We start from the raw sequence: 19,024 nt of genomic DNA, 5'->3' as shown, positions 1-19,024 counted from the left end.
GTTGTCCATAGACAAGGAAGTTCGGGATGAAGATCGCAGCAGTCGGCGGGTACGGCGTCGGCATGACGATGACAGTGCCTCACTTTCCCTCCGCGGGCGAGACGGTGTCGCACGGTCTCTACTCCGCAGGACCGGGCGGTAAAGGGTCCAACCAGGCGATCGCTGCCGCACGTTTGGGCGCCGAAGTCGAACTGCTGACGGCGATCGGCCGTGATCATGCCGCTGACGATGCTCTGACGCTGTGGCGTGATGAAGGAGTCGGCTCGGGCCACGTCGCACGCATGGATGCTCCTACGATGGTCGGCTTCATATTCGTCGACGACGCCGGTGAGAACGAGATCGCGATCGCCCCCGGTGCTCTCGAGCTACTCACCCCCGCACACGTCGAAGCGTTCCGCGACGTCGTCCGTGAGGCCGACCTCGTCGTTGTCTCACTCGAGATCTCACCCGAAGCGGCGAGCGCGGCACTGCGTGTCGCGCATGAAGAGGGAACCCGGACGCTGCTGAATCCGGCACCGGTGACGGTTCTGCCGGAAGAGATCTGGGACTGGATCGACATCATCACGCCGAACCAGAGCGAGGCGGCGCTGCTGCTCGGGCTCGATGATGCTCATGACCTTGACCCGACAGAACTGCTGCGTCGCCTGCGGCAGAAGACCGCCGCAACAATCGTGCTGACCCTCGGCGCGGGCGGCTGCGCGGTCATGACGGATGAGACCCCGCGGGTCCTCGCCCCATATAGCGCTGACCGAGTCGTGGACACGACGGGAGCCGGCGACGCATTCACTGCGGCACTCGCGGTCGCAGTCACCGAGGGCCTCCCCATCGACGACGCCGTCCGCTTCGCAAGCGCTGCAGGTGCCCACGCCGTGACACGCGCGGGAGTCATCGACGCGCTCCCGACGCGCGCCGACATCGATCGCATCATGCGCTCGCAGAACCCACAGAACTGACCACCGGAAGGAAACATCCCATGACGACCCAGACAGACTTCGCAGCCCTCACCCCGCGCGAACTCGCGCCCTACATCCAGCACACTCGCATCGCGACCGGCCTCACCCGTGACGAGATGATCGCCCACGCGAAGGAGACCATTGAGTACGGCTTCAACGCCGCGATGGTTCCGGGGTCTTGGGTGAGCCTCACGGCGAAAGAACTCGAGGGGACAGGCATCGGTGTGGCGAGTGCGCTCGATTTCCCGACTGTGGGCGTCACAACGCCGGCGGGCAAGGCCTTCGAAGCTGAGCGACTCGCAGAGGCGGGTGCGACTCAGATCGACATGGGTGTGCAGGTCGGCTACCTCAAGAGCGGCATGTTCGATGAATTCCGCGACGACATCGCGGGCGTCGTTCGCGCCTCGGGTGTTCCCGTCAAGGTGATGCTCGAGCTCCCGCTCCTCAGCGAGGCCGAGAAGCAGGCGGCTGTCGATCTTGCGATGGACGCCGGTGTCGCGTTCCTCAAGAACGCGAGCAGTGGGGCTATCGAGACCGCTAACCGCGCCAGCATCCGCTACCTCGTCGAGCGTGCACGGCCGGGTGTGCAGGTTAAGGCCTCGGGGGCGATCACGAACCGCGCACAGGCGATCGAACTGCTGAGCGCCGGTGCCGTGCTACTTGGGACGAGCGCGGGAATCGAGATCGTGACCGATTCTTCCGACGACCAGACCACCAGTTACTGACCGCACTTCCCGAAAGGCACATCCCATGACTCTTCGATTGATCCACGACACCGACACCGCGCAGGACGACGCGTTCGCACTCATGATCGGCCTGCGTCACCCGAATACGCAGGTCGAGGCCGTCACGATCAACTATGGCAACGTGGGGTTCGATCAGATGGTCGAGAACGCGCTGTACACGATCGAGGTTGCAGGCTTCGGCGGGCAGGTGCCCGTTTATGAGGGATGCCGGTTGCCGCTCATCGCCCCGTTCGATGACTCGTCCTACGTGCATGGTGTCGACGGCTTCGGCGGCGCCGGTTTCCCCAAGGCAACGCAGCGCCCAGAGAGCGAGAACGCCGTCGCGGCGCTTATCCGCCTCATCAACGACAACCCGGGCGAGTTCACCATCATCGCTCAGGCGCCGCTGACGAACCTCGCCTGCGCAGTGGCGGCTGATCGATCGATCGCCGGCAAGGTCAAGGACATGTTCATCATGGGCGGTACGAACAATGCCGTCGGCAACATCACCGCAGCCGCGGAAGCGAACTTCTGGCACGACCCTGAGGCTGCGAAGATCGTGCTCGCTGCGGGATTCCCCGTCACGCTCGTCACCTGGGATCTCACGATGACGCAGGGCCGGTTCAGTCCCGAGCAGCTTCAGATCATCGATGAGCTCGATACCCCGCAGTCGCGGTTCTTCACACGGGCCAACCGTGCGAGCGTCGAGTATGTCGAGAAGACGCATGGCGTCAAGGGAAGTACGCACCCCGACTCGATCGCTGCAGCGATCGCTGTCGAGCCCGCGATCGTCAAGAAGGCGACCGAGTACTTCGTCGATGTCGAGACCAATCCGGGGCTCACACAGGGATACATGCTCGTCGACGCCGTGAACCGCTCTGGACACGCGCCCAATGCGCGGGTCATCGAGGAGATCGATCAGGAACTCTTCTTCCAGACCATGGTCAACGCTCTGTCCTGAACCCGAATCCCACCATTTACCCCATGAACGAAGGAGTTCTCTGATGTCCTCATCGGCCACCACCGCCGCCGCGCCTCCGCAGATGACGCGAGGGCGCACCGTCGCGCTCGTGACGGTACTGATCCTCGGCGTCCTCGCCTACCAGCTCAACTCGAGCATGCTCAGTCCGGCGCTGCCGGACATGGCGGACCGCCTCGGCGAGAGCATTGATGCGATCTCGCAGGTGATCTCGCTGTTCTTCCTCGCAGGTGCGGTCGGCGGTGTCGTACTCGCCCGTTGGAGCGACTTCATCGGGCGACGGCGCATGTTCATCCTCGTGCTGAGCACACTGATGGTCGGAACGATCATCTGCTTGGTCGCGCCGAACCTGCCCCTGCTGCTTGCAGGTCGCGTGCTGCAGGGTGCGACCGCCGCAGCTTTCCCGCTCGCGTACATCCTGCTCAACGAGAACTTATCCCGTAAGGCGTTCGCCACCGCGATGGGTGTCGTGACCGCAGTCAACGGCGGCCTCGGCGGTCTGGACGCGTACCTGGGCGGCGCGCTTGCCGACAGCTTCGGATTCCGGTCGATCTTCGTCGTGATCCTCGTGTTCGGCGTCATCGGTCTCGTCGCGATCTGGCTCGTCGTGCCCCGTGACGGCGCACCTCGCTCGGCGGGGAAGATGGACTGGTGGGGCGCAGCGCTCTTCTCCATCGTGCTCATCGCGCTCACTTATTTCGTGTCGGAAGGGTCGTCGAAGGGCTGGCTCGATCCGATGACGCTCCTGTGGGCGGCGATCACGATCGCGGCGTTCGTCGGCTTCTGGTTCCTGGAGAAGCGCACAACCCATCCGCTGGTGGCTGTCGAGCACCTGCGTTCGCGCCAGGTCTGGCCGATGATCGCGACCACCGTGCTGACCCTGTGCGGCGTGTTCGCGGTGATCAACTTCACGCTTGTGGTCTTGAGCCAGAACACCGAGGTGGGCCTGGGTCTGAACGGCGGTATGTCGGCGCTACTCGTGCTGACTCCGCCAGCTCTCATCGGCGTGGCTGCCGCGCCTATCTCCGGGTGGCTCGCCGGCAAGTTCGGCTGGATCCGGATGCTGCGCATCGGCCTGGCGATCTGCATCCTGGGCATCGCGATCGTGGCCGTGTTCCCGACGGTGTTCAGCGCGATCATCGTGGCCGTCGTGCTGTTCGGAATCGCCTACAACGGGCTTGCGCTGACCACCGTGAATGGTCTCGGCGTGCTCCTCTCCCCCAAGGCGGAACCGGGCATCCTGCCCGGCCTGAACGGCGCTGCGTTCGGCATCGGAGCGAGCCTCGGTATCGCCGTCGTCGCACCCTATGTCGCTCAGAGTACCCGTGAGGGGTTCATCACTGGTCTCGTGATCTCGTGCGGACTGGCCGCGCTTGCGCTTATCGCGAGTCTGTTCATCCGACCGCCGGCAGGGGAGAAGGTATAACCCGTACGCGCCGACGACGACTGATAGTCATGGCGGGAGCGCGGCGCCTCGGTGCCGGTCTCCCGCCGTGGCATACGCTCGAATTGCCTCCGTGATAAAGCCGACCTGCATGAGAAGAGACGAATGATGGTTGACGTTCGACCCGTCGATCGCCACCTGCCCTTGGCGATCCATGCACAGATCTCGGATGGTTTCCGCACGCGCATCGCGTCGGGTGAATGGCCACCGTCCTATCGCCTGCCCAGTGAGCCGGAGCTCGCACGAGAACTCGCGGTGAGTCGAGGCACGTTGCGAAAGGCTCTGCACACCCTCATCCAGGAGGGCCTGTTGCGACAGGTGCGCGGAAAGGGCACATTCGTCACGTCGGCGACCATCGAGCCCGCAATCGCGCAGAAGCTCAGTACGTTAAGCGAGGACTACGCATCGCAGGGAATCGTGACGACGACCGAAGTGTTGGAAAGTGGACTCGTCGTTCCGCCCTCTCCGGTAGCTGCCCTCCTCAATGTCGAATCAGACGGACGCGTCTTTCGTCTGTATCGCCGTCATGTGGCGGTCAACGGGCCGGTCGCGCTGCTGCACAACTACGTCCGCGCGACGGATGTGCGCGGTATCGACGACATCGACTTCACGAAGGAGCGACTGTTCGCGACAATAGAGGGCGTTTACCGGCTCAAGATCGCCACAGCTCGCCGCTCGTTCAGCGCACAGCGTGCGACGGCGAAGACTGCGGAGCTGCTCGAGATCGCCGAAGGCGATCCGGTGCAGTACCTCGAGCAGGTCACCTACCTCGCTGATGGTCGCCCCATCGAATACTCAGACGTGTGGATCCGCTCGGATCGCCTGCGGGTCACCTCGCTGCTCAGTCGGTGAGTTTCGCTCGCCGCCCCATGAAAGAAGACAAGAGTTTGACGAAGATCATTTTGGACTGCGACCCCGGTGTCGATGACACGATGGCGTTGATGTACGCAGCGCTGCACCCCGATATCGATCTGCTTGCAGTCGGCACAGTCTGGGGAAACGTCGAAGTGCCGATGGGAACGCGCAATGCGATCCACACCCTCGAAATGGTCGGGGCCGGGCACATCCCTGTGGCGCAGGGCGCTGCGCGCCCGATTCTCGGCGAAGAGCAGGAGTACGCCTACTTCGTACACGGTGACGATGGCCAGGGCAACGCGTACGATGAAACTCCGGTCGGGCCCGCCGCCTCCATTTCTGCGGCGCAGCAGATCGTCGAGACCGCACGCGCGCATCCCGGTGAGGTGTGGATCGCCGCCGTGGGTCCACTGACGAATCTCGCTGCGGCATTGGTGATTGAACCCGAGCTTCCGTCGCTAATTGCCGGGGTGTCGATCATGGGCGGCACTGCAATGTCGCCGGGTAACGTGTCACCTGTCGCTGAGGCGAACATCTGGCATGATCCAGAAGCCGCTGCGGCGGTATTCGCTGCGGCGTGGCCCATCACGATGGCGGGCCTGGACGTCACGATGAAAGTTCTCATCACACCCGAACGCCGGGCCACGCTGGCCGCGGGCGGACCGGCAGCCCAGTACATGTCGCAGATTCTCGGATTCTACGGCGACTTCTGCGCGCAGACGTTCGGCACATGGACCGCAACGATGCACGACACGATCGCCGTGGCGGCAGCGGCGGGTACGCTCAGAATCAATAGCGCCCCTGTCATCGACATCGTGATCGACACCTCGGACGGCCCGTCTCGCGGCGCGACGCTCTGTGACCTGCGAGGGCTCTATTCGGGCAACCCGTCCATACCCGGCGCACGACACACCTTGCTGCTCGACATCGAGGATTCAATCGCCGACGATGTCGTCGCGCTCATTGCGGCGTACGAATCCGAAGCATTGGCCGCATGATGACCGCTGAAGAAGAGGTTGGGAAGATGTCGAACGGTGTCGTCGTGCTGGGAAGCGCCAATGCCGACCTCGTCGTCGAAGTCGAGCGGCGCCCTGGGGCCGGCGAGACGCTGCTCGGCTCGGATCTGCGAGTGCACCCCGGGGGTAAAGGCGCAAATCAGGCCGCGGCCGCAGCGCGCGCGGGTGCAGAGACCACCTTCATCGGTCGCGTCGGCGATGATGATTACGGGCGACTCCTGCGGGACGCGCTCGCCGACGCGGGCGTGGACGTCTCTGCTCTCGGCATCGGCGACGGGCCTACGGGAACAGCACTGATCCTGCTGACTCCGGACGGCGAGAACTCGATCGTCGTCTCACCGGGGGAGAACCGCGAGGTCTGCACCGCGATCGTGGATGCCGCAGCCGAAGCCTGGCGCGACGCGTCGGTGCTCGTCGCGAGCATGGAGATCCCTGAAGAGACGGTCGCCTACGCGCTTGAGCGCGCGGGGCGCACCGGTGTTCGGGTCGTGCTGAATGCGGCGCCGGCGCGGCGGCTGGAGCACAGCATCTTGCGCTGGTGCGATCCACTCATCGTCAATGAGCATGAGGCGGGAATCGTGCTGGGCAACGAGTCATTGGCACCCGAAGACCTCGCGCGCGGGTTGCGGGAGGCAGGCACCCGCTCGGTGATCATCACCCTTGGTGTCGCGGGCGCACTCGTTGCTGATAGCGACGGGCTGCGCTCTATCCCGGCGCATGTCGTGCGCGCCGTCGATACCACAGGGGCAGGCGACGCGTTTGTCGGCGCCACTGCATGTGAACTTGCGAATGGCGCGAGCCTCACCGACGCCGTCCGCTTCGCGACGGCGATGTCAGCGATCGCTGTGCAGCACGCGGGTGCACAATCGTCGTATCGGGATCGCGCCGAGGTCGAGGAGCTGCTCACGTGGGATTGAATCGGGAAGGCCTCTGTCATCTGAATGCGCGAAACCGAAGCAGGCCGATCCAGTTGGGTGAACTTACCGCGCGGTGCCGCGACGCGAGGCCCCGTTGCTGACTCCGTTCGACCACTGGTCAGCAAAAACCATTACAGGTATGCTTGACCTGTCATGGTTTCTGTTGGAATGGAGTGAGGGTCGACGCCGCAACCTTGCCGGACCTGCTCGGCTATGACAGCCTGGCCGACCACGGCCTTACCCGACATGGCCTGAAGAGGTTGATCGAGTCCGGTGAGTTCGAGCGCATCGCGCCCGGACTGTTCCTGCGTGCTGGACTCACGGACGACACAACCGCGGCATGGACCGCGATCGCTGCGAAGAAACCCGACGCGACACTCTGCCTGCTCACCGCGCTGTCGTTGCACGAACTCACCGACGAGATCCCCACACGCAGCGACATCGCTATCCCGCGCGGGACGCAACCACTCACTGTCCATCACGCTCCCATCGCCTGGCACCGCTTCGACGCCGACACCTTCGAAATCGGCCGCGAGGAATACGCGCTGCCGGGTGGGCTGACGATCGGGCTGTACTCGACCGAGCGGACCCTGATCGATCTCTTCCGGCTACGGCACACCTGGGGGAGCGACCTCGCGATCAGCGCGCTCAAACAATGGCTGCGGGGACGCGGCAACAGTCCCGCTGCACTGCTGACGATGGCCAAGAGCTTCCCGAAGGCGCGCCCCTCGATCCAGGACGCCTTGGAGATTCTGCTGTGAGCCCGAACCCGCAGCACGGCTCACCGGCAGGAGGATGGAGCCCGGTCGTCTTGTCTTCAGAGTGAACGGTCGCCACCGCCGGCTGCGAGAGGATAGTGGACGGCGTGCTGGTCCGTTCCGCGCTTTCGCGGCATATCCTCCCTCGCTGGCGCTCAGTCCGGTATTCCACGACGCGGCACTACCCAGCCCACCGCCCACTACAACTCGGCAGCTATCCGGACGGCGCCAGAATGCGCGGTCGACTCACCGGGAGATCGAAGGCCCCGACTCCACGGGAGTGACCGTAGGAGCGGCGACATCGACGACCTCTGGGTGCACCTGCATGCCTCTGAGCGCCGCGAGATCTGTTGCCAACTTCTGCTGCTGGATCCTCACAACCTCCGAACCCGGCGGCACGGGCAGTTCGGGCACGACGCGACGGATCGCCATCTGATGCAGCGCGACCAGGGAGTCAAGCGCGGGGGTGGGGACGGTTCGCAGGGACCGTGCGTATTCCGTCATGTGGCGAAGCTCGCTCAACCACTGCGTCGCCTCGAGAGCGCTCATCGCAGTTGACCGTGAAGTGCTCAGCGCGACGGATGCTCCGCTCAGCATCCCAGACTCTGACCGTTCGGCATCGAAAACGCTCACACCCTGCTGATCGAGCACGGACACCCGCCCGACTAACGGACTGTCCGCGGCAGCCACGATCAGAGCGCTCACGTCCCGCATACTCTGCTCATTCTCCGCAGGGGTGACGAACTCCGCCGGCTGCCTTTGCTGCAAGCGGCGTAGACCACGCGACGTCGCCGCGAGCAGGCTTTGATCCTCGCGCGCAGCGACCGTGACGACGCGCACGTCATAGCCGGCATCAGCAAACCGTAGCGCCACGCCCAGCGCCGTTCCCGGAGTCCGGAACTCGCCCTCAAGAAGCAACGAGTACCCGTTCGCGCGCGCATGGCTGATGCTGGCCTGCAGCCACGACGCCGCGACCTGCGACAACTCCTTCCGACCCGAAGGAGACTGCCGGAACTGCGTGTCCAAGTACCTCGGGTGGAAGGCCTGCAGATCCTCGATCGAGACCGGGACGAGATCCCCGTCATGCTCGCGACGCAGCCGCCCGATCACACGTCCCGTGCCGGTGGACGGCGCACCCGCCAGAAGCACGAACGTCGGGGTCTCGCTCGGACGGGCACCATCGAACAACGAGCGCAGGATGACATCCTGCACCCGTCTGGCATCCACCGATTCATCGTCAGCCACGCGACCGCTCCGGTGCCGTTCGAGTGGATGCTCGCACAGCTTCGAGACGCGAAGCGATCCCGTCGCGGTCGAACCCGTCCGTGCCGTACATCTCGGACCGTGACTGCCGCACCACGGCGACGACCTCGTCGCCGGAGCCATCGGCAGTGGCCATCACACTGGCGATGGCTGAACGGAGCTCATCGCGCAAGGCGTCGTAAAGCACCGCATCATTCACTCGCCATGGCGAGAGTTGCTGTGACATCTCGACTCCTTGAGGCGAGCCTACCAACGGCGAACTCGCACCACCTGGGTCGTCTGAGCTGTTCCGTCAGGTCACGAGGCTGTCAATAGAGTACCGTTTTTGGTACGGTATTGACGAGGAGGCGTGATGGCGAGCTATCGACAGGACCTGTGGGAGATCGCCGCATCCCGCAACGGTGTGGTGACCATCGCTGAGGCAGAGGATGCGGGCGTTCCCGCGGTCGAGGTACGCAAGCTCGCAGCCCGCGGCGCACTCCGGGGGTACGGGCAAGGTGTCTACGCGCATCGTGACGTGCCGACGACGCCGTTGACTGAGCCGACGATCGCTGTCGCTCTCGCCGGTGCCGGGGCGTTCCTGCATCGTGAGTCCGTGCTGCATCTGTTCGGGCTCGGGCAGTTCAACCCGCCAAAAGTGCGCGTCGGTACGCGACGTCGGGTGCGGCGTGCTCTGCCAGAGTGGATGGACCTGGAGCACCGACCTGATGTGCCCGACACGGACCTCACCCGCTACGAAGGCATCCCCGCAACGACTGTCCAACTGGCTTTGAAGGACATGCAGCATCGAATGCCACCCGACCGGTGGGAGGTGCTGGTCGATGCAGCACAACGTAGCAAACCCGGATCTTGCTCTGGCAACATCGTCTCGATGTTCTCCGGTGTCGGAGGGTTGCGGCATAGTCTGGAGATGTGATCCCGAATACGATGAGCCGCGCCGACACGCCGTCATTGCGAAAGGGGCGCGGCGCGTTTTTCACGCCAGAAGGTATCACTCAGCACCTAGCCGCATGGGCTGTCCGTGATGTGGGGGATCGGGTGCTCGAGCCGTCGACGGGAGAGGCTGCGTTCCTGGTTGCTGCGGTGGACCGTCTGAAAGAACTCGGTGCGGTTGAGCCAGAAGTGCATGGTGTCGAAATCCATGGATCGAGTGCTGGCATTGCGCGCGCCTTGATCAGTCAGCTCGGCGCACGTGCCGTGATCCGGGTGAGTGACTTCTTCAAGATTGCTGCTCTAGCCAAATACGATGTCGTCATCGGGAACCCGCCCTTTATCCGATATCAGGACTGGACCGGCGCCCAGCGGGATCGCGCGCGTCTAGCTGCCCTGCAACAAGGCGTGGCCTTGACCGGTCTCGCATCCTCCTGGGCAGCATTCGTGGTGCACGCTGCTGGTCAGCTTCGAAGCGGAGGCCGGCTGGCCATGGTGCTTCCTGCGGAACTTCTATCCGTCAACTACGCGGCACCGGTGCGCCGATTCCTACTTGAACAGTTCCGTTCCGTTGAGTTGATCGTCTTCGACGAGCAAGTGTTCCCGGATGCTGAGGCCGACACCGTGCTCGTGAAAGCAGACGGGTGGCGGGAGGGTCCAGCAGGCGAAGCAAGGCTTCGGCAAGCGCGGAACGCGGGCACTCTGGGCGAACTTGGCGCCGGAACTTCTTGGATACCAACGACGACTGATGCGCGTTGGCAACCATTGCCGCTTCGCGATGTGACCACGGATGCGCTGGCATCTGTGCTTGAGCAAGGTCACTTCACGCCACTCATCACGCTCGGAGAAACATCGCTTGGAGCGGTAACAGGAGGGAATCGATACTTCGCGCTCACCCCACAGCGGGTCGCGCAGTTGCAGATCCCGCGACGCGACCTGGTTCGAATCAGTCCTCCGGGCAGCGCTCATCTTCGGCGACTAGACCTCACGAGCTCACGCCTCGGAGCCCTGGGGAAGGCAGGGGAGCCGACCTGGTTGCTCTGGCCGTCAGCATCACCAGCCCAAGCGACGCAGCGCTACATCGAGGAAGGTGAGCATACGGGGGTCAATGACGCCTACAAGTGCCGAGTGCGTCGACCCTGGTATCGGACACCGCTGCTCGCACCGCCCGATTTGTTCGTGACGTATATGAATGCGGATGCTCCTAGGCTCGTGGGGAACTCTGCTGGCGCCCGTCACCTAAACTCCGTGCACGGCGTGTATCTTCGAGGCGACGTGCGTGCCCTCGCGCGCGAGGTTCTTCCGGTCGCTTCGCTGAACTCGATCACGCTCTTGTCGGGCGAACTCACCGGTAGATCCTACGGCGGCGGGATTCTGAAAATCGAGCCACGTGAGGCTGATCGTTGGTGGGTGCCGTCTGAAGCCCTCCTTCGCGCTCGGCATGGTGATCTGGTCGAGATCAAAGCTCAAGTGGACAGTTTGCTCAAGCAGCGACGATTGCTTGACGCGGCTTCTCTCGTTGACGAGGTGCTGCTCGTAGATTGCGTCGATCCGAATCAGTTGGCAGCGGTGCGCGCAGATCACGCGGACTGGATGGCGCGGCGAATGACCAGGGGGAAGAGTGGCTGAAGACTCCGCCAAAGGTAAGGCCTGGGCCTTGTTCGATACCATTCTCGATGATGCGGCGCCTCGGGGTGAGCACTCGAATCCATGGCAGGATGATGGATACGTTCCGGACATGACAACGCTGGAGCGGCTGCTCGGCGCAGCGTTGCAGATAGTCCCAGACGGAAAGACACAGTCCGGCGTAGCCGCGCTCGCCCTAGATGTATGGGTAGCGTATGAGCTTCGCCGCGCGGGCTTCCACCCCGATGCAGTATGGCCGCGTGCGCAGTCACCTCGCGTCGTCCCGACCTCTATTAGTACGCTCCTTGACGCACTACCCATACGCGAGAGCAAGCCCCTTCGCGAACGTCTCGAAGGACGCAACCCGCCCTCTGGAGTTGTTGGCGCTTCTGCGAACGTGCTGGGAAAGAACTACATCAAGCAGGTCGATGTCGTCATGAGTGCCTGGGACACTGGACCTCAGATCCTCATCAGTACCAAACGGATGGATTCCTCGTTCGGTAAGAACGCGGCAAACCGAGTGGAGGAGTCCTACGGCGATGCAAAGAACCTGCGTGGACGTCACCCGCTCGCAGCGCTCGGGTTCGTGTTTGGGCTTCGATCAACTGCATTTGACACGGAGCCCGCAACCGCCCGCTGGATTGCTGACCTGCTTGAGAAGCTAGGGCGCGAAGATGACGCCTACGATGGCGTTTGCCTTCTCGTGCTCGAGTACGGTGGCGAGCTAACGGACACTGACGATAATGATTCGCCAGCACTCCCGGTGTCCGGTCCAGTCGACGATGACGTGGCAGCACTAGATGTGTCGCAGATCGAGGTGGATTCCGCCTTGGCAACCTTGCCAGTGGTTCGGGTGCGCCGCGATCTTGCGCCGCCCGCCCTCGATCCGGCGCGGTTCCTGAACACGATGGTTGAGCACGTGCTCGACATCACCCCGATCACACTCCATCGAGAGGCACGAATCCGTGCCGGGCGTCCGTTCGTGGAATCCACTCCGCGATCTAAGCTCTGAGCAGCGTGGTGGTCGAGGGGCTAGTGGTGCTCGTCGTTAGTCGCGCGAATCGGATCCCCCTGCGGGCAGTGCCCGTTGAGGGAGCAACTGTGTGCCGTCAGCGGACTCGTTGAGATCAGCGATACGGCGTGGAGCTCCGCTTAATCGTGACATCCCCGTAGCCGTTCGCGTCTAGCAGCGCGCGGAGGCTCCGCTCTGCCTCCACGGCCTTTCGTGTCGGTCCGATCCGGATCGCGCGGATTGGCAGGCGATCCAAGTCGCGTGGATGAATGAAGTTGTGCCTGGTGTTATTTCGGGCGCTCGCGTCGTTTCTTGGCCTACCAACCTCGATGTACGGAGTCACGCCGAATCGGCTGGCACGGTACAGCACGAAGCGCCACCACGGTTGGACCGTCCACGAGGTTCGTACCTCTCGTTCGTCTGCGAATCCGGGGTGCTTGAATGTGGCAGTCGGTTCTGGGCCTGCAAGGTAATCGAGGAGGAACGGCATGACTCGCTTGCCCTCTGGGGGTTTGCGCAGTTCCTTCAGCACCTCGTCGAGTTCCTTCTCCGCGGCTGTGTTGCTTGGGCGGAGGTACTCAACCGCAGACCAGTCGCTCGCGTAGGCGTAGGCTTCATCGGGATCGTAGGACCGGAACTCCACACCTTCATCGGTGTAGTCGATCGCATCTGACCCCCAGCCTGGCGGTTCGGGTGCGGGGTGGTGGGGGTCGTCTCGCTGTTGCACGGGCAACAGCGAGACCGCAGGATCGAAGTCGATTGAGTACTCGGCCTCACTTCCTGCTCCGTAGCTACGCCAGAGAGTGAGCGAGTTGCCTTGCTTCGAGGCGCACAGCAAGAACAGATCATGCGGGTCACCCGACCTCATCACCCCCAACGTTCCAAGTTGCTCTAGCTGCCAGCTCTCAAGGGGAGGCTTACGGGACTTGACAGCTTCCTGCAGCGCGAGTCGCCCCGCTCGAATCTCGGCGCTGTCATTCAGATACGCGGCGGAGGTCGCCCACAGTCGGTGCCGCGTAACGATCTGGACTAGCGCCGCCGCCGTCGTGTAATGCCATGCATGCTTCAACGTGCCCACGTGACGATCGTAGAGTCTTGCCGCCGCGGACCGCGCCCGGGGGCGTCCCGATCCCTATGCGTTCAATGCGCGGTAGCGGCGGATGCCGTGCGAGTCGTCCTATGCAGGTTCCGTGGTGCGGATAACGCCGCAGGTCGGGCACGACCAGGCGACGAGGAACTTCTCGTCATCAAGAATTCCGAACGCCAACTTGTCGCCGCAGGTCGGGCAGGCCATCGGGTCGGCTTGCGAGTCGCGCATGCTGCCAGCCTAGGGGCGGTGGGGCGTCATCGATCGATGTTCGTGCATCGCGCGTTTGAGGGCGCGTTACGTGCGGGCTGAGCGGCGGAGCGCCGGGACTCCAGGGTCGGAGCCCGTGGTTACCCTCAGCTCATGAGAGAGAGCCCCGCGCCGATAGACCCTCACGAGTTCGACTCACTGAACCGAGAGTTTTACGCCGCCGACCCCGCCGAAGTAATCGACCATCGTTTATGGATGCTGGCCCGCTTTCTGGGCGACGAATCGACTGAAGCGCGATACGAAGCGGACGATCTCTCACTCTCACGCGACGCTGCCCCATCAGGTTCCAAGCGCGTCCAGTTCGTGGCACTTGAGAGCACGCTCATCCTCCATCAGGCCGCGGAGACTCTCTTGCGGCTCTACTTCGCGCACGCGAACGACGCAGCCTGCCCCTGGGCTGAGATGACCAACATGCGTTCGCCCGGAGTGTTTACTCGCGAGGTCCGCACGCTCCGCGATGGTCTCGGTTCGGACAGCGTGATCCGTGATCTGCTGACGGTGGTCAGTTGGAGCGGGGACCGGAAGAAGGTCGAAGCCTCAGTCTCATGGAGCAAGAAGGGGGGCTGGACGCGGCATCGGGAAGGAGTGCGCTCACTTTTTCAGTTTGCGTGTGACACGGTTCTCGATGGAGCTGACCTGTATAACGCGGGCAAGCACGGCCTGGCGATCTTGCCTGGCGAACGCGGAGTCAAAGTCGATGACGGCGCCGTCATCTCGCAGTCCGGCCCATCGCTCACCGTGATCGAGCCCCAGCAATTCGACGGGGAACCACGGTGGACCAAGACCGTCGTTTGGATCAGTTACTCGTGTGCCGTCATGATGACGGCACACATGTCGGTCGCGATTCGTTCTCTGTGGGCGTGTGGGAAGCAGAGGCGCACGGGTGAGGGTAACCAGGCGCACATTCACATCTTTGACAGCGACGAGCTGACCGAGGCACTCCGCCTGGGAGCATCGAACGGAATCAGCGTGCAGACGATGAGCCATGTTCTGTTCGATCTTCACCACCCCATGTGGACCTCAACCCCCTCCTGACGAAGTCGAGGCTTCCTAGCCCGGGGAACGGTCCTATGAACCAGATGAATATAGACGGGGCTGTTCGTGCGCCAAGAAAGGCGTTTCGTCAATCGTCCCGTCAGCGGCTTCCGCGGCCCGAGAAGACTAGCTTCAGGATCTGGATGAGAGAGCGGCGGTTGGTGGCGCGCGGGATCGCGGGCCGGTCCACCGCTTGACGGTCGCTCGCGGCAGACCTCACGACGGCCTCGGTGGACCAGTCGGCAGCCCATACGACGCGGTTGCGACGGATGATGTAGTGCGACCGGCACGGCAGCCCCCAGTTCCCGACTGACGGACTGAGGCTCACGGTGGTGCCGTCGAAAGTGAGTGTCCATTGTCCCGGGTGAAGGGGTGTGGAGACCCGCTCACCGCACCCGTCGAAGCAGAGGTGGACGACGGCGCCGAACTCGGCCGCGATGTAGAGGATGCCTTCCTCGAGCTCATTCGGAATGTAGTCGACGAACAGGAACTCAATCTCTTCTTGGCGGGTCATTCGGCCTGGTCCTCGTTCAGCAGGTGGTTGCCGTCGATCGTGAACGCAGCGTAGTGCTCGTTCTCGAGGTCGGCGTAAAAGTCGAACAGCTTCTTCCACTTGATGACGGCGAGGGCGGCATTGAGCGCGTTGAGATCGACGATCTGAATGTTGAGGTCGTAGTCGTCGGCCTCGTCAGTCTCAGAGAAGTCGATGCGTCCGGGGACGTGGTCGGCCTTGCTGTCCGTTCCCGTTGTGACGGCGAGGATGCCGTGGAGCCGGCCGTCATGAGGCCTTAAACCCATTCCGACGTCGACGAACGGGATGCCGGTCGCCTGCAATCGCTCGATGATCAGCTGTTTCGTTGGACCGCCCTCGGCAGCCAGGAAGACGAAGTCCATGTCGTCGAGCTCGGCGACCGTCTGCGTGTCGATGTCGTACGGGTGCGGGTGGATGCCGCGGCGCATCGCCGAGTAGATCTGAGCGAAGTGGTCGACCTTGAACGGCATGCTGGCGAAGTCGCTCTGCCTCGCGGCCCCGGGGGCACGGAAGGCGTTGTGCTGCAGGAAACGGTCGCCGTCGAAGAGGTGGATCTCGCGCACCGGGGTCTTCGCGGTGAAGTCGAGGATGTAGGAGCCGGTGCCGCCGACGCCGACGATCGCGATCTTGCCGAGGCGCAGCTTGTCGTTGATGGCCGAGATCCCCGCGCGCGATGACGCGGAGTCGGCGTACAGGAACACCGAGTCGGGATCGTCGTCCCCGTGCACGACGTAGGTCTTCGGTGTCGCTGTCGGGTCCAGCTGGAGTGCATAGCCCAACAGGATGCTCGCGTACGAGGTCATCTTCTCGTAGTAGTCGGCGAACCCGGCGTCCGGCTTGTTCGAGAACGAGAAGTCTGCGGTGATTGTCGCGGTGAGCTGGATGGGCCCCTTCTGATGCAGCAGGTTCGAAACCTCGGAGCCGTCGACGCGGGACGGCCGCTCGCCGATGAACGAGACCACATGCGTGTCCGGCGCCAGCGTCTGGTCGTCGTTGAGGTGCAGCGTCGAGATCAGCGTGCCGTACGCCATCTCCCGGGTGGGGGTGACGTACGGCACGTGGTGCACGAGAAGGTGGTTGTCACGGATTTCGATCTCGTAACCCTCGGCGCGCAGCCGCTGCAGATCGCTACTACGAGCGACGGGTGAAGGTGACATTGAAGATCGTTCCGCGGGGCTTGACCTCGACCGAACCGCCCTCGGCGAGGCTGCCTTCCTTGGGGGAGTGGGCCTTGCGGTACGTGATCACGAACGTGAGGTCGGTGTTGCTGGAATGCTCTGGGAACGCGAGCGCCACGATCTGCTCGAAGGTGACCGTCGCCGACGGGACCTCCTGGACCTGGCCGTTCACGATGATCTCGTAGCGGCTGGGGTTGTCCGGCTTCTCCGGCTTGCTGGGCTTGTCTTCGGGTGACATCCTCGCTCCTTCCGTTAGACTTGAGGTGTCTGATTGCTAATGCGAAACCCACATTAGACTATAGATTGCAGTATCGCAATTTTGAAGGGATGACATGGACAAGGTTGGTTCGTTCGACGCCGAGGGCTTCTACGAGGCTCTTGATGCGCAGCGCCAGAGCCGCCGCTTGAACTGGAAGCAGGTGGCCGCCGCGTCGGGCGTGAGCGCGTCCACCTTGACGCGCATGGCGCAGGGGAAACGCCCTGATGTCGATGGGCTGGCAGCACTCGCCGCATGGTCGGGCCTCGCGGTCGACGACTTCGTTCGGGGTGCCGACGACGCTGTTCGGGAGCCAGATTCGCTCGCGAAGATCTCCACCTACCTCCGCTCCGACCGCAACCTATCGCCGGAGGCGGCGACAGCGTTGGACGGTCTGATCAAGGTCACCTACGAGAGACTCCGAAGCGATAGCGAGTAGCACCATGGCATTTCAACGCGGCTTCAAGACCTGGGCGAACATCATCGCCGCGGACGCGCGCGCCGAACTCGGTCTGAGCCTCACCGCACGACTCGACCCGATCGTGCTGGCCGAGTCGCTCGACATTCCGGTGATCGCGCTCTCGGGGTTTGCAGCTGCCGCGCCCGAGGTCGAGTACCTCATCGACGGTGAACCGGAGGTCTTCTCTGCGATGACCGTCTTTGCCGGGCGCCGTCGGCTTATCGTCCACAACGACGGGCACACGCCGGCGCGTCAGAGCAGCAACATCGGACACGAGCTCAGCCACGGTCTCCTCGCCCACCCGCCCACGCCCGCGCTCGACGCCGCCGGATGCCGCATCTGGAACCAGGACTTCGAGGACGAGGCCGGGTGGCTCTCCGGCTGCCTCCTCATCCCGGAGCCCGCCGCGCTCGCTATCGCCCGAGGCCGCTGGACGGTCGAAGGGGCAGCAGTTCACTTCGGGGTCAGCGCGGCCATGGTCACCTTCCGCCTGAACGCGACGGGGGCGCGCAAGCGTGCCGCGCGCGAGCGTAGCCGACGAGCAGCGTGAAACATGAGGATGCTCTTTCGCGTTGTTGTCGGCGGGGTCACCACCTTCGCCGTCACGATCATCTCGGCGGCTCTCATGAAGACGTTTGGGCAACCGCTCATCGATCAATTGCCGTCAGGCGCCTGGGGCATGGACCGGGTCCAGGAGGTGGTCGCGTGGCTCGTCGGCCCGTACTCCGCATTCTGGCTTGCCGCGGGAGCGACCGCCTCGTTCGTCCTCTGGTTCGCCAGGCGAGCGTCAGTCACCCGAACCACTGCGTGGAACGTCTGCCTTTGGCTCACCGCTGGAGTCCTCGCTGGCGCTCTCGTGAGCATTAAACGCCAGGCCCCGCTCTCGAGTCCGTGGACTGATTCAGCGATGTGCCTCCTCGCCGCCGCCTACGTCATGCCGGTCGTCACCGCTGTGATCTGGTGGACGGTGCCGGCGGCGATAGATCGACTTGCCGCGCGCATTCAAGAACGCTCCGACCCCCGGGACCGGTCCGCAGTACGTCGGCCGAGCGGAATCGTCCGTCGAGCGGCACGGGAACAGTAGGCGTACGGCGCACCGCGGTATGCCCGTCGCGCTCGCGCGTTCCCAACCTCGTGGTGACCAATCCGCGCCGTAGCGCGCGCAACCCGGTAGACGAGCGCGTGTCTCTGGCTCCCTGTCTGAGCTTCGCCGAAGGCTTCGCCCGGCAGGTGATGCTCTTGAGCGCCCTCTCCGACGGTGAGGCAGCGTCGACCATGGTCGCAGACAGTATGAGAAGCGTCGGTCGTGCGGCACTCACGGCGTTCGAGTTCGACTCCACGCTCGAAACGATAGTGGCGGCGCAATCCATCGAGCCCGTGCCCCGGTCCGGGAGAACGTAGAGCAGTCCCTGAATGCACGGCTTCAGTTCCTTCAGATCGAGCATCATGTCGACCGTGCCCCGCCGCACGAATACCCTGCCCGCACTCGTGCGCGTTGAACGCACGTCTTGCGAGCGCCGAGGAGCGCGCTGAAACGACACCCGGAAGCGACACCCGGAAGCGACACCCGGAAGCGACACCCGGAAGCGACACCCGGAAGCGCCCACTGACGAGACATAGCGAGAGGTGCAATGCACGCAGGCACTTTCTGTGAATACTCTGGCGTGATAGGCAAACTCGGCGTAGCCTGATGGCGTGCGAGGTGGACTCGAACGTTGGAAGCGGGGC

Annotated in this window: 22 protein-coding genes; 15 read left to right on the top strand and 7 right to left on the bottom strand. The window is 63.7% G+C overall.

The features are described from left to right. Positions 1 to 26 precede the first annotated feature (26 nt). From QF046_RS08595 to QF046_RS08560, 8 genes are all read left to right on the top strand, one after another. Positions 27 to 953: a ribokinase gene (locus QF046_RS08595; protein ID WP_307368501.1), complete on the top strand. Its 927-nt coding sequence runs from the start codon at positions 27 to 29 to the stop codon at positions 951 to 953. Between the two features lie 20 nt (positions 954 to 973). Continuing rightward, positions 974 to 1,678: a deoxyribose-phosphate aldolase gene (gene deoC, locus QF046_RS08590; RefSeq protein WP_307368497.1), complete on the top strand. Its 705-nt coding sequence runs from the start codon at positions 974 to 976 to the stop codon at positions 1,676 to 1,678. 25 nt (positions 1,679 to 1,703) lie between these two features. After that, positions 1,704 to 2,639: a nucleoside hydrolase gene (locus QF046_RS08585; protein ID WP_307368494.1), complete on the top strand. Its 936-nt coding sequence runs from the start codon at positions 1,704 to 1,706 to the stop codon at positions 2,637 to 2,639. Positions 2,640 to 2,682: 43 nt separating this feature from the next. Next, positions 2,683 to 4,083, top strand: a complete 1,401-nt coding sequence (locus tag QF046_RS08580) for an MFS transporter (RefSeq protein WP_307368491.1) — start codon at positions 2,683 to 2,685, stop codon at positions 4,081 to 4,083. A 123-nt stretch (positions 4,084 to 4,206) separates the two neighbouring features. Beyond that, positions 4,207 to 4,953, top strand: a complete 747-nt coding sequence (locus QF046_RS08575) for a GntR family transcriptional regulator (protein ID WP_307368488.1) — start codon at positions 4,207 to 4,209, stop codon at positions 4,951 to 4,953. Between the two features lie 17 nt (positions 4,954 to 4,970). After that, the gene (locus QF046_RS08570; RefSeq protein WP_307368485.1) at positions 4,971 to 5,954 is read left to right on the top strand and encodes a nucleoside hydrolase; all 984 of its coding nucleotides are present in this window, start codon (positions 4,971 to 4,973) and stop codon (positions 5,952 to 5,954) included. Continuing rightward, positions 5,951 to 6,889 carry a ribokinase gene (locus QF046_RS08565; RefSeq protein ID WP_307368482.1) on the top strand — a complete coding sequence of 313 codons (939 nt, stop codon included), beginning with the start codon at positions 5,951 to 5,953 and terminating at the stop codon, positions 6,887 to 6,889. Before QF046_RS08570 ends, QF046_RS08565 begins: the two co-directional genes overlap by 4 nt. Before the next feature lie 173 nt (positions 6,890 to 7,062). Further along, positions 7,063 to 7,650, top strand: a complete 588-nt coding sequence (locus QF046_RS08560) for a hypothetical protein (protein WP_307368478.1) — start codon at positions 7,063 to 7,065, stop codon at positions 7,648 to 7,650. A 243-nt stretch (positions 7,651 to 7,893) separates the two neighbouring features. Here the strand turns inward: QF046_RS08560 and QF046_RS08555 are convergent, their stop codons facing one another. Continuing rightward, a complete protein-coding gene (locus QF046_RS08555) occupies positions 7,894 to 8,874 on the bottom strand; it encodes a zeta toxin family protein (RefSeq protein ID WP_307368475.1) in 981 nt (326 codons plus the stop codon). A gap of 10 nt (positions 8,875 to 8,884) precedes the next feature. Beyond that, positions 8,885 to 9,136 (bottom strand): hypothetical protein, encoded by a 252-nt coding sequence (locus tag QF046_RS08550; RefSeq protein WP_307368472.1) that lies wholly within the window; start codon positions 9,134 to 9,136, stop codon positions 8,885 to 8,887. 126 nt (positions 9,137 to 9,262) lie between these two features. On the opposite strand from QF046_RS08550, the gene QF046_RS08545 reads away from it, so the two are divergent. From QF046_RS08545 to QF046_RS08535, 3 genes are read left to right on the top strand one after another with little or no spacing between them, the layout of a single operon-like run. Next, complete coding sequence (locus tag QF046_RS08545) at positions 9,263 to 9,826, top strand: type IV toxin-antitoxin system AbiEi family antitoxin domain-containing protein (RefSeq protein WP_307368469.1); 564 nt, start codon at positions 9,263 to 9,265, stop codon at positions 9,824 to 9,826. Next, positions 9,823 to 11,469 carry a class I SAM-dependent DNA methyltransferase gene (locus QF046_RS08540; protein ID WP_307368466.1) on the top strand — a complete coding sequence of 549 codons (1,647 nt, stop codon included), beginning with the start codon at positions 9,823 to 9,825 and terminating at the stop codon, positions 11,467 to 11,469. Before QF046_RS08545 ends, QF046_RS08540 begins: the two co-directional genes overlap by 4 nt. After that, the gene (locus QF046_RS08535; protein ID WP_307368463.1) at positions 11,462 to 12,478 is read left to right on the top strand and encodes a hypothetical protein; all 1,017 of its coding nucleotides are present in this window, start codon (positions 11,462 to 11,464) and stop codon (positions 12,476 to 12,478) included. The genes QF046_RS08540 and QF046_RS08535 overlap by 8 nt, the downstream gene beginning before the upstream one ends. A 115-nt stretch (positions 12,479 to 12,593) precedes the next feature. Here the strand turns inward: QF046_RS08535 and QF046_RS08530 are convergent, their stop codons facing one another. Together QF046_RS08530 and QF046_RS08525 are read right to left on the bottom strand one after the other, a co-directional pair. Further along, positions 12,594 to 13,556 carry a hypothetical protein gene (locus QF046_RS08530; protein WP_307368460.1) on the bottom strand — a complete coding sequence of 321 codons (963 nt, stop codon included), beginning with the start codon at positions 13,554 to 13,556 and terminating at the stop codon, positions 12,594 to 12,596. Positions 13,557 to 13,655: 99 nt separating this feature from the next. Beyond that, on the bottom strand, positions 13,656 to 13,796 hold the full coding sequence (locus QF046_RS08525) for a hypothetical protein (RefSeq protein ID WP_307368457.1): 141 nt from the start codon (positions 13,794 to 13,796) through the stop codon (positions 13,656 to 13,658). A 132-nt stretch (positions 13,797 to 13,928) separates the two neighbouring features. Between QF046_RS08525 and QF046_RS08520 the strand changes: the two genes are divergently transcribed. After that, entirely contained in the window at positions 13,929 to 14,870 is a 942-nt protein-coding gene (locus tag QF046_RS08520; protein WP_307368454.1) for a hypothetical protein, read from the top strand. A 100-nt stretch (positions 14,871 to 14,970) separates the two neighbouring features. Here the strand turns inward: QF046_RS08520 and QF046_RS08515 are convergent, their stop codons facing one another. The 3 genes from QF046_RS08515 to QF046_RS08505 are packed head-to-tail and all read right to left on the bottom strand — an operon-like array spanning position 14,971 to position 16,818. Further along, positions 14,971 to 15,384, bottom strand: a complete 414-nt coding sequence (locus QF046_RS08515) for a DUF6527 family protein (protein WP_307368451.1) — start codon at positions 15,382 to 15,384, stop codon at positions 14,971 to 14,973. Further along, complete coding sequence (locus QF046_RS08510; RefSeq protein WP_307368448.1) at positions 15,381 to 16,559, bottom strand: ThiF family adenylyltransferase; 1,179 nt, start codon at positions 16,557 to 16,559, stop codon at positions 15,381 to 15,383. The genes QF046_RS08515 and QF046_RS08510 overlap by 4 nt, the downstream gene beginning before the upstream one ends. After that, on the bottom strand, positions 16,534 to 16,818 hold the full coding sequence (locus tag QF046_RS08505) for a multiubiquitin domain-containing protein (RefSeq protein WP_307368446.1): 285 nt from the start codon (positions 16,816 to 16,818) through the stop codon (positions 16,534 to 16,536). The genes QF046_RS08510 and QF046_RS08505 overlap by 26 nt, the downstream gene beginning before the upstream one ends. 94 nt (positions 16,819 to 16,912) lie before the next feature. On the opposite strand from QF046_RS08505, the gene QF046_RS08500 reads away from it, so the two are divergent. From QF046_RS08500 to QF046_RS08490, 3 genes are read left to right on the top strand one after another with little or no spacing between them, the layout of a single operon-like run. Continuing rightward, positions 16,913 to 17,275 carry a helix-turn-helix domain-containing protein gene (locus QF046_RS08500; RefSeq protein WP_307368443.1) on the top strand — a complete coding sequence of 121 codons (363 nt, stop codon included), beginning with the start codon at positions 16,913 to 16,915 and terminating at the stop codon, positions 17,273 to 17,275. Positions 17,276 to 17,279: 4 nt separating this feature from the next. Next, positions 17,280 to 17,846 carry an ImmA/IrrE family metallo-endopeptidase gene (locus QF046_RS08495; RefSeq protein WP_307368441.1) on the top strand — a complete coding sequence of 189 codons (567 nt, stop codon included), beginning with the start codon at positions 17,280 to 17,282 and terminating at the stop codon, positions 17,844 to 17,846. A gap of 3 nt (positions 17,847 to 17,849) precedes the next feature. After that, positions 17,850 to 18,380, top strand: coding sequence for a hypothetical protein (locus QF046_RS08490; RefSeq protein WP_307368437.1), 531 nt, complete (start codon positions 17,850 to 17,852; stop codon positions 18,378 to 18,380). Positions 18,381 to 19,024 lie beyond the last annotated feature (644 nt).

The organism is Microbacterium sp. W4I4, assembly GCF_030816235.1.
Lineage (GTDB): Bacteria > Actinomycetota > Actinomycetes > Actinomycetales > Microbacteriaceae > Microbacterium.
Note: the sequence above shows the minus strand (reverse complement) of the source record. Positions and strands in the feature narration are given on the sequence as shown.